General features: G+C 57.3%; 8 protein-coding genes. 5 read left to right on the top strand and 3 right to left on the bottom strand.

Going from position 1 to position 9,510, the window contains the following annotated elements; all coding sequences use genetic code 11:
* Positions 1-327 precede the first annotated feature (327 nt).
* Complete coding sequence (locus tag F3J28_RS04825) at positions 328-1,719, bottom strand: NarK family nitrate/nitrite MFS transporter (protein WP_166873287.1); 1,392 nt, start codon at positions 1,717-1,719, stop codon at positions 328-330.
* 307 nt (positions 1,720-2,026) lie between these two features.
* On the opposite strand from F3J28_RS04825, the gene narX reads away from it, so the two are divergent.
* Both narX and narL read left to right on the top strand, forming a co-directional pair.
* Entirely contained in the window at positions 2,027-3,820 is a 1,794-nt protein-coding gene (gene narX, locus F3J28_RS04820) for a nitrate/nitrite two-component system sensor histidine kinase NarX (RefSeq protein WP_166873284.1), read from the top strand.
* Positions 3,817-4,467, top strand: coding sequence for a two-component system response regulator NarL (narL, locus tag F3J28_RS04815; RefSeq protein ID WP_008454210.1), 651 nt, complete (start codon positions 3,817-3,819; stop codon positions 4,465-4,467). Before narX ends, narL begins: the two co-directional genes overlap by 4 nt.
* A gap of 6 nt (positions 4,468-4,473) precedes the next feature.
* On the opposite strand, the gene F3J28_RS04810 is transcribed toward narL, so the two are convergent.
* Positions 4,474-5,874 carry a YchO/YchP family invasin gene (locus F3J28_RS04810; protein ID WP_166873281.1) on the bottom strand — a complete coding sequence of 467 codons (1,401 nt, stop codon included), beginning with the start codon at positions 5,872-5,874 and terminating at the stop codon, positions 4,474-4,476.
* 161 nt (positions 5,875-6,035) lie between these two features.
* Between F3J28_RS04810 and F3J28_RS04805 the strand changes: the two genes are divergently transcribed.
* From F3J28_RS04805 to F3J28_RS04795, 3 genes are all read left to right on the top strand, one after another.
* Entirely contained in the window at positions 6,036-6,389 is a 354-nt protein-coding gene (locus F3J28_RS04805) for a DsrE/DsrF/TusD sulfur relay family protein (RefSeq protein WP_166873277.1), read from the top strand.
* Between the two features lie 110 nt (positions 6,390-6,499).
* The gene (locus F3J28_RS04800; protein WP_166873275.1) at positions 6,500-8,287 is read left to right on the top strand and encodes a methyl-accepting chemotaxis protein; all 1,788 of its coding nucleotides are present in this window, start codon (positions 6,500-6,502) and stop codon (positions 8,285-8,287) included.
* A 222-nt stretch (positions 8,288-8,509) separates the two neighbouring features.
* Positions 8,510-8,755: a DUF1883 domain-containing protein gene (locus F3J28_RS04795; RefSeq protein WP_008454200.1), complete on the top strand. Its 246-nt coding sequence runs from the start codon at positions 8,510-8,512 to the stop codon at positions 8,753-8,755.
* Between the two features lie 35 nt (positions 8,756-8,790).
* Here the strand turns inward: F3J28_RS04795 and F3J28_RS04790 are convergent, their stop codons facing one another.
* Complete coding sequence (locus F3J28_RS04790) at positions 8,791-9,486, bottom strand: gamma-glutamylcyclotransferase (protein WP_008454197.1); 696 nt, start codon at positions 9,484-9,486, stop codon at positions 8,791-8,793.
* Between the last annotated feature and the right edge of the window lie 24 nt (positions 9,487-9,510).

The following is a 9,510-nucleotide window of genomic DNA, read 5'->3' as shown; positions in this document are numbered from 1 at the left end:
GCCTGGTGGCTCTTCTGGTGAAATCGACATTGCTTGATGCCCGAGACGGTAACGCCTCGAAAGCTGGGGATTTTTGATAACGATCAACTGCTTCTGGTGTGGTTTTTGGTCGCCCGGCGGCCACTACCACCAAAGTGTAAGGCTTTAATGATCACTAACTAGCTGAATATAAATGCAAAAAAATAAAAACCTATCGGGGAAGGGGTAGCAACAAGCCGGGTTTGGGTATTAAGGGGTAGGCGGCGAATTAACCAGCGCTGAAAACGTAACGGGCAAAAAAAAGCGCGGACGAAGCCGCGCAAAGGGATAACCAAAAAGGTCAATGCATTAGCGAGAGGATTTCCGGCCATAAACGGCCCAGGTAATAACCACACACACAATGTAAAAGACGAGGAACAGCTTCATCGCCCCGGCAGGCGAGCCGGTCAGCGCCAGGGAGGTGCCGAAAGCTTTAGGGATAAAGAACCCGCCGATGGCGCCAATGGCCGAAATAAAGCCCAGCGCTGCGGCGGTATCCGTGGCGGCCTCGCGCAGGGCGACTTCATCGCTGCCACCGGCGGCTTTTACTCTGTCCATTGTCAGCTTACGGAAAATCACGGAAATCATCTGGAAGGTCGAGCCACTGCCCAGCCCCGCCGTCAGGAACAGCATCAGGAACACGCCGAAGAAGGCGATGAAGTTCCCGCCCTGACCATTAGCTGGCAGCGTGGTGAACAGCAGCGCGCTGAAAATGGCCATCAGGATAAAGTTATACAGCGAAACGCGTGTGCCGCCCCAACGGTCAGAAATCGCTCCACCGGCAGAACGAGCCAGGGCGCCAAACAGCGGGCCAAAGAAAGCAAAGTGCAAAATGTTGACGTCCGGGAACTGGGTTTTAGACAGCATCGCAAACCCGGCAGAAAAGCCGATGAACGAGCCGAATGTCGCCAGATAAAGCAGCCCCAGAATCCAAAGATGGCCGCGTTTAAGCACCGGCAGCTGTTCACGCAGGGACGCTTTCGACGCCGAGAGATCGTTCATTCCGAACCAGGCCGCTAAGGTGAATACCGCCAGAAACGGCACCCAGATCCACGCGGCATTTTCCAGGAACAGCATCGTGCCGTCGCCCTGTGCCACGCCTTTGCCACCAAAAACGGCAAACATCGACAGGGAGATAACCAGCGGGGCCACCAGCTGCATCACGCTCACGCCCATATTCCCCAGCCCGCCGTTAATCCCCAGCGCGCCGCCCTGCTTTGCCTTCGGGAAGAAGAAGCTGATGTTTGCCATGCTGGAGGCAAAGTTCGCCCCGGCAAAGCCGCACAGCAGAGAGATACAGATGAAGGTGTTAAACGAGGTGCTGGTGTCCTGCACGGCAAAGCCCAGCCAGACGCACGGAATAATCAAGATCCCCGTGCTGAACGCCGTCCAGCGGCGGCCGCCAAAGACCGGCACCATGAACGAATACGGGACGCGCAGCAGCGCGCCGGAAACGGAAGGTAACGCCGTGAGCATAAACAGCTGATCGGTGGTGAAGGTAAAGCCGACCTTATTCAAATTCACCGCCACCGCGCTGAACAGCATCCAGACGCAGAAGGCCAGCAGCAGGCTTGGGACGGAAATCCACAGGTTGCGGCTGGCGATCCTATGACCTTTTTGCTGCCAGAACTGCGGGTCTTCCGGCCGCCAGTCGGTAATCAGTGCGCCCGACGGCTTCTCGGGAACGGGAGACTGTGACATAAACACCTCATTTCGTGTGAGTAAATGCCGCAACCTTAGGGTTCCTGTGTCGAGATTAGTTGATGTAAATCAAGGGATAATCTATCTCTCCGGCGAGCAAAAAAGCCCCCTCATTCTTTGTGAGTAATCTTCTGGCAAAAAAATAACGTGATTTATCACAACCCTGCGGGACTTGCTGCAGACCGTTCCCATTGCCCTGCCACCTCTGGAAATTTGGGGGTAATCCTTTGGAGGTATGGGTATACTCCAGCTGTTGACTGAAAATAGCGCCACTCGTCACCTTTCCCACTCAGGAGCCCGTTTGCCAATGCTAAAACGCCTGTTTTCTCCCCTTTCGCTGGTCAATCAGCTCGCGCTGGTTGTCATGCTGCTGGCGATGTTAAGCGTGGTGGGAATGGCGATGGCCGGCTGGCTGGCCCAGGGGATTTCGGGCAATGCCCACGCGATCAACAAAACGGGCTCCATGCGCATGCAGAGCTACCGCCTGCTGGCGGCCATTCCGCTGACAGAGCAGGACAAGATGCTGCTGCGAGAAATGGAGCAAACCACATGGAGCGACGATCTCCGCCTTGCCGCCGAGCGCGACGGGCAGCAGGCCAGGCTTCAACAGCTACAAGATTACTGGCGCAGCACGCTTGAACCCGCGCTGATTGCCGCCCAAACGCCGCAGCAGGTAAAACCCACCGTCGCCCATTTTGTCGCCAGCATTGATGAACTGGTCAGCTCCTTCGACCGCACCACCGAGATGCGTCTGCATCACGTGATTTTGCTGCAGCAGGGTATGGCGGTGTTACTCGGGCTGTTGATCGTCTTTACCCTGATTTGGTTACGCAAAAGATTACTCCGCCCGTGGCGTCAGCTACTGGCGATGGCCACCGCCATTGGTCAGCGAGACTTCACCCAACGGGTGAATTTTCGCGGCCGCGACGAAATGGCCACGCTTGGGAGCGCGCTTAACAGCATGTCCAGCGAGCTGGCGCAAAGCTACGCCGTGCTCGAGCGGCGGGTCCGGGAGAAAACCGCCGGGCTTGAGCAAAAAAACCAGATGCTCACCTTCCTCTACGAGGCTAACCGCCGCCTGCACGCGCAGGCTCCGCTGTGCCAGCGGATTTCCCCTGTACTGAGCGAACTCCAGGTTTTAACCCCGCTACTGGGGATCGTGCTGCGGGTGTACGAGTACGAAGATGAAGAGAATTATCAGGAATACACGTTCCAGCCGGACGCGCACTGCGATGCCCGGGGCTGCCAGCTGTGCCCGGATGCCGGGGCAGCGCTGCCGCAGGACACCACCACGCTGAAATGGCGCCTCACCGATAACCATCTTCATTACGGTCTGGTGCTGGCCCAGCTTCCGTTGGGCAAAACGCTGACCGAAGACCAGCTGCAGCTTATTGCCACGCTAATGGAGCAGCTCACCGCCACGCTCGCCATGGAGCGTCAGTATGAACACCAGCAGCAGTTAGTGGTGATGGAGGAGCGATCTGCCATTGCCAGGGAATTGCATGACTCCATCGCCCAGTCGCTTTCCTGTATGAAGATGCAGGTCAGCTGCCTGCAAATGCAGGGCAAAACGCTGCCGGAGGAGAGCCGGACGCTGCTGGAGCAAATACGCGGCGAGTTGAACACCTCCTGGCGGCAGCTGAGAGAATTGCTGACCACCTTCCGCCTTAAGCTCACCGAGCCTGGTTTGCGCCCGGCGCTTGAGGCCAGTTGCCAGGAGTTCAGCGACAAACTTGGCTTCCCGGTGGCACTGGACTACCAGCTCCCGCCACGCTTAGTGCCTTCTCATCAGGCCATTCATTTGGTGCAGATTGCGCGTGAAGCGCTGAACAACAGCCTGAAACACGCGGAAGCCAGCGCCTGCGGTATCAGCGTTACCCGCCACGGAAATCAGGTACGCCTTACGGTGTGGGACAACGGGCGCGGTATTTCCGGCAGCGGCGAGCGCAGCAACCATTACGGCCTTATTATCATGCGCGACCGCGCCCAAACCTTGCAGGGTGACTGCCAGGTTCGCCCTCGTCCCTGCGGCGGCACCGAAGTGGTCGTCAATTTTATCCCCGAAGCACCGCTTTCTTCCGTAATAAGGAGCGAAGAATGAGTCATCAGGAAGCAGCAACCATTTTGCTGATAGACGATCATCCCATGATGCGTACCGGCGTTAAGCAGCTGATCAGCATGGCGCCAGAGCTGGCCGTCGTCGGAGAGGCCGGCAGCGGCGAACAGGGCGTGCAGCTTGCTGAAGCGCTCGACCCAGACCTGATCCTGCTCGACCTGAACATGCCGGGCATGAACGGGCTGGAAACGCTCGACTGCCTGCGCGAAAAAGCGCTGTCAGGACGCATTGTGGTGTTTACCGTTTCGAACCATGAAGAAGATGTGGTCACCGCCCTTAAGCGCGGTGCGGATGGCTATTTGCTGAAAGACATGGAGCCGGAAGATTTGCTCAAAGCCCTGCAGCAGGCCGCAGCGGGAGAAATGGTACTCAGCGAAGCGCTGACCCCGGTGCTGGCGGCCAGCCTGCGGGCCAACCGTGCAACCTCAGACCGTGACGTCAATCAGCTTACTCCGCGGGAACGCGATATCCTGAAGCTGATAGCCCAGGGGCTGCCGAACAAGATGATCGCCCGTCGCCTGGACATCACCGAAAGTACGGTGAAAGTGCACGTCAAACATCTGCTGAAGAAAATGAAGCTCAAGTCCCGAGTGGAAGCGGCCGTTTGGGTTCACCAGGATCGTATTTTTTAGCGCCGGTTACTCCTCCGGCAGCAAGGAGTAACGCGGGTCACTTTCGGGGGCAATCAGCAGCGGTGCGGCAGGCTGGAGCACAATCTCATTCGACGAGACGCGCTGCCCCTTTTCGTCTTCCACGGTGACCGACAGGTGATATTCATTTGCGGCACCTGCCTGCCACGCAGGCAAAATAATGCTCCAGCCGTCGGTGCTGAGCGGCCGTGCCGGCGGCGTCAGGCTGAGCACCTGGGTATCTCCCTGCCATACCAGCCGCCGGATGCCATGCGTCGCTTTCACCTGCAGCTTAAGCAAAACCGTTTCTCCCGGCTGCAGCTGCCACGGCGGCGTGGCAAGGAATACTGACAACGTTTTACGCTGGCGGAACTGCATCACGGGCGCGGACTCGCGCTCAACGCTATCGTAGCGGCTGCCGCGCAGGGAGCTGGTCGCGGCCACTTCGTCCGCCGAGAGCTGCTTCTGCAGCGGCACCCCGAAACGATAATTCAGCTTGAGCCCCAGATTTTCCTGCGCGACGCCGCTTTCACCCTGCTTGTGCTGGGCCGTGAGCGTGATCAGCGGCACGGGCGTATAGTTAATGCCCATCGTCACCGCGACTGGGTTTCGGTATCCGCTATCGCTGTCGAAGAGTGTGACGTTGTCACCAAAGTATTGTTCGAAGCTGAGACTGGTCGCAATATGCCGATAAAACGGCAGCCAGGCCTGCGCCGTGACGTCATAGCCCCGGGCCAGGCGCTGCTCAAGCGTGTCGGTTTGCCCGCGCCAGCCGTTCAGCGGCTGGTAATAATTGGCCGAAAGCCGCAGGTATTCGCCCCAGGCTTCGGCGCCAAATCCCGCCCGCTGTAGCTGCGTAGTCAGCTGATTATCGTAGAACGAGTTGTAGCCCAGTAGCCAGCTTCCGGCGACCCAGCGCTGCCCCAGCCCGAGGTTACCGGTGGTGCCGTATTTTTGCTGGCTAAAGCCGAGCTGGCTCCAGGTCAGATAGCGGCTGTTGTCCTGCCAGGGCGTGAAAAGCGAACCATTGCTACCCTTCCAGCTCCCGTGTTCATCCACCCGCAAATTGACGCTGGCTTTGCCCCAGGGAGAAAGCAAAGCCTGGGTTTCATCGGTCACTTTGTCGGCCAGTAAATCTCTCAGGCTGGTAAAAGCGAACAGTCGCGCCTGCTCGCCGGTATCCAGCCCGTTGTCCACCATGCTGTCTTCGCCAAACTTCTTCGCCATTGCGGCAATCCTGCGCGCGGCAGCATCGGTTTCAGGCGCAAGGCCCATGTTCGGCAGGTCATCAGCGGGAGAAGAGAAAGGGTTTGGGGCCGCGGGAACAACGTTGTCTGAGGTACTCATTGCCCCTCCCGGACGAGGGAGCAAACAACACAAGGTTAAAAGCGGAACGGCAAATCTACGCATTGATTAATGATAACACACTGGTTTTGCTCTTAACCCACCGGGGACACATGCATGTACGACTCCAGGATTAATCCTGCTTTTCCGGGCACAAATCATACCCAGCGATAACTCAGGGCGATACACTGCTTCTCACGCTCAGCGTTATCATCAAGGAGAAACCCATGCAGAAGATAGTCATTATTGCCAACGGGGCGGCGTACGGCAGCGAATCGCTTTTTAACAGTTTGCGGCTGGCCATCGCCCTACGTGACCAGGAGCCGCAGCCAGAAGTAAAACTGTTTCTGATGTCCGATGCGGTGACCGCTGGCCTGCGCGGTCAGAAGCCAGCCGAGGGATACAACATTCAGCAGATGCTCGAGATTCTCACCGCGCAAGGTGTGCCGGTGAAGCTCTGTAAAACCTGTACCGACGGACGCGGGATCACCAGCCTGCCGCTCATTGAAGGCGTTGCCATCGGCACGCTGGTTGAACTTGCCGAATGGACGTTAGCGTCGGACAAAACCCTCACTTTCTAATTATTTCAGCGCGGGAATATTATTTGCTTATACCCTCTCCCGCGCCATCAAGTTACCTGCATTTGTTGCCGATATTTTGCTTAGGACAACACAGCAGCAGGATAATAATTATGGTTAAATCTCTTCGTACACGTCTTCTTTTAGTCACGGCAATTTGCCTGGTCTCAGCTCTATGTCTCAACACCTTCATTAATTACGCCGTCACCAGCCGCGATAACCAACGTGCCATCACCGACACACTAACCAGCACCAGCCTGAGCCATTCCGTCGCTATCGGCGACTGGGTCAGCGGTAAAATGGCGATCGTTAGCTCCCTGGAAAACACCGCGCTGAGCGAAGATCCCATCCCGGTCTTCACACAACTGGCCAAAGCCGGCGGCTTCACCAATATCTACGTGGGCTATGCGAATAAAACCGCAAAATTCTCTGACCCAACGGGGGTACCGGCCGACTTCGACCCTACCGGGCGCCCGTGGTATCAGCAGGTGGTGAAAGACGACGCTCCCGTCGTCACCGCCCCTTACGTGGATGCCGGTACCGGTAAGCTGGTCGTGACTTTTGCCGTGCCCATTAAGCAAAATGGCAGCCTTAAAGCCGTCGTCGCGGGGGATGTGGCGATGGACAGCGTGGTGGTGAACGTGCGCAGCATTAACCCTACGCCCGCCAGCAGCGGGCTGCTAATCAACAGCGATGGAACATTGATTGCCGCTCAGGATCCGACCCTGACGCTGAAAGCCTTTTCTGATGCCGTTCAACAGGCTGATTTACCTCAGTTACTCGGCGATACACATCGCGCCGTCGGCATAATCAGCGGGCAAAGCAAACAGCTGATGGCTACGCCGATTAGCGGCACGCATTGGTATCTGGTCGTTGCCCTCGACGAACATGATGCCACCTCCGGGATGCGCGCTTTACTGAAGGCTTCCGCCATCGCCCTGCTGGTGTTGGTGCTGATTTCTGGTGCAATTGTGCATCTGCTGATTAGCAAGGTGATGAGCCGCCTCGGGACGATTCGCGACGGGATGCGCGCCATCAGCAACGGCACAAATGATTTATCTCAGCGGTTGCCGGAAACGGGTCACGATGAAGTGACGGAAATCGCCCACGCCTTTAACGCCTTCAGCGACAAGTTGGGCGTAGTCATGACCCAGCTCAGGGATTCAAGCGCCTCGGTGAAAGTCGCCGCCAATGAAATTGCTGCAGGCAATCAGGAGCTTTCTGCCCGCACCGAGCGGGCCGCCTCCAGCCTGCGAGAAACAGCCAGCGCCGTAGAGCAGATCACAGCCTCTGTCGCAAATTCTACGGCTTCTGCCGCTCAGGCCAACACTCAGGCCCACAGCGCCGGTGAAGCCGCTGAACGCGGGGGTGAAGTGGTCTCGAAGGTCATTACCACCATGCAGGCCATTGAGCTGGCCTCCGGCAAGATTGGCGATATTACCGGCGTCATTGACAGCATCGCTTTCCAGACCAACATCCTGGCGCTAAATGCCGCCGTTGAGGCCGCCCGCGCCGGTGAACAAGGCCGGGGATTTGCCGTAGTCGCTGGCGAAGTACGCAACCTCGCCAGCCGCAGCGCACAGGCGGCGAAGGAGATCAAAAGCCTGATCGACTCCACCACCGCAAGCGTTGCCGATGGCTCGCTTTACGTGCGCCAGGCCGGTGAGGCGATGGATAAAATAGAACAAAGCGTCGGCAGCGTTTTGGTCATCATGCGCGAGATAACCCTCTCAACCGATGAACAGATGAAAGGGATTCAGGAGATTAATCACGCGGTGACCCATCTGGACAATATGGTACAGCAGAATGCTGAACTGGTAGTGGAATCTGCGGCGGCGGCGGGTGCATTGCAAAGCCAGGCTGGAGAGTTAGCGGAAACCGCGGGGCATTTCCGTATTTAATGGTGCGCGGGCGGACGTTTGCCAACGAAACGCCCGCCAGCTGAAAGGTTTCAGGCACAATATGATTATTGTTTAATCGTTGCGGCATTTTTTGATCAACATCAGCATTTACCCCTCTCGGCTCTGGTGTGATGCCACGAGTGATTTGTGAACAACATCACGAACCAGGACAGCACCTTTGGGGGCCAAAAGGCCATGTTTGATGCGGGAGTGGAGTGAAAAATGCCAGTAGTAAAAGCCAGTCTAAAACTTTTTGGTGGCGATACCGTGGTGGTTCGCTGTTCGAATAACTGTCATATCCATTTGATGTGCGACTCAGACAGGCGCGGTAGCGCGGAGGCCGACGTGCTAAGCGTACAAAATCGCCAGTCGGCCTATATCGCCGTGCCCTACAGCGGGACCTGGAAGGTGCTGATCGACAGTCATACCCAGTCGCTGGAACACTCCATCAGTTTTGTTCCGGCATAAAACACTGAGGCCACCTTTCGGTGGCCTTTTTCTTACTATGCAAAACCGGGCTGCAGCCCGCTGTTATCCTCATGCCCGCTCAGCCAGGCCCGCACCTGGTTTGCCAGTTCGGACATACAATCGTCCTTCATCCCGTGCTTTTTCATTTCCTGCTCGAGCGAAAAAAGATACTGAGCATTGGTGCCCAGCGGCCCGCTGGCAGAAGCGATCAGCGGCGCGATGGTTTCTGCCCGGGTATCCGCCTCATAAAGCGGGTGACGCGGGTCCATAATGAACACCAGAGCGTTGACCGTCCGCCCATCGTCCAACTCCAGTTTGCACCAGGTTGGCAAATAGCAGCCGGTAATCATCTCCCGCTTCCAGACCAGCGTCAGCTCGTCTTCCAGGCCAGCCTCCGGCAACCGGTAAGCCAGCCCGGTTGTTCTGCCGCCCTCTTTAAGCGCGAGCATACGTCCAGGACGGCAGGCGGTTCCACGCCCCGCCGTCAACCGCAGGCAAAATGCACGATGCCAGCCCACCAGCATGCCGGGGGCTGACTCTTCAAATTCAAAAGCCGGGTTCCACATCAGTGAACCGTAACCAAAGAGCCATACCGGACTTTGGTCTGGGCGACAAGCGAGCGTGGCGGCCAATGACGCCGAACGCTGCTCAGGGGACCACAGTAACGATTCCTCAATGGCACCAAAAGCCGTCTTACAATCCGCTTTCATTAAGAAATCACGCGTTAACACGATATACCTCCGCCACTGCTTGCT

The sequence above is a fragment of the Enterobacter sp. Ap-1006 genome, assembly GCF_011752835.1.
GTDB lineage: Bacteria > Pseudomonadota > Gammaproteobacteria > Enterobacterales > Enterobacteriaceae > Cedecea.
The sequence above is the reverse complement of the archived record's forward strand: the minus strand, read 5'-3'. Positions and strand labels throughout refer to the sequence as shown.

Excerpts from the sequence above, each read along its gene's own strand:
- F3J28_RS04795 (WP_008454200.1), top strand. The coding sequence starts at position 8,510 with ATGCCAGTAGTAAAAGCCAGTCTAAAACTTTTTGGTGGCGATACCGTG.
- F3J28_RS04800 (WP_166873275.1), top strand. The coding sequence starts at position 6,500 with ATGGTTAAATCTCTTCGTACACGTCTTCTTTTAGTCACGGCAATTTGC.
- narL (WP_008454210.1), top strand. The coding sequence starts at position 3,817 with ATGAGTCATCAGGAAGCAGCAACCATTTTGCTGATAGACGATCATCCC.
- F3J28_RS04805 (WP_166873277.1), top strand. The coding sequence starts at position 6,036 with ATGCAGAAGATAGTCATTATTGCCAACGGGGCGGCGTACGGCAGCGAA.
- F3J28_RS04810 (WP_166873281.1), bottom strand. The coding sequence starts at position 5,874 with ATGCGTAGATTTGCCGTTCCGCTTTTAACCTTGTGTTGTTTGCTCCCT.
- F3J28_RS04825 (WP_166873287.1), bottom strand. The coding sequence starts at position 1,719 with ATGTCACAGTCTCCCGTTCCCGAGAAGCCGTCGGGCGCACTGATTACC.
- narX (WP_166873284.1), top strand. The coding sequence starts at position 2,027 with ATGCTAAAACGCCTGTTTTCTCCCCTTTCGCTGGTCAATCAGCTCGCG.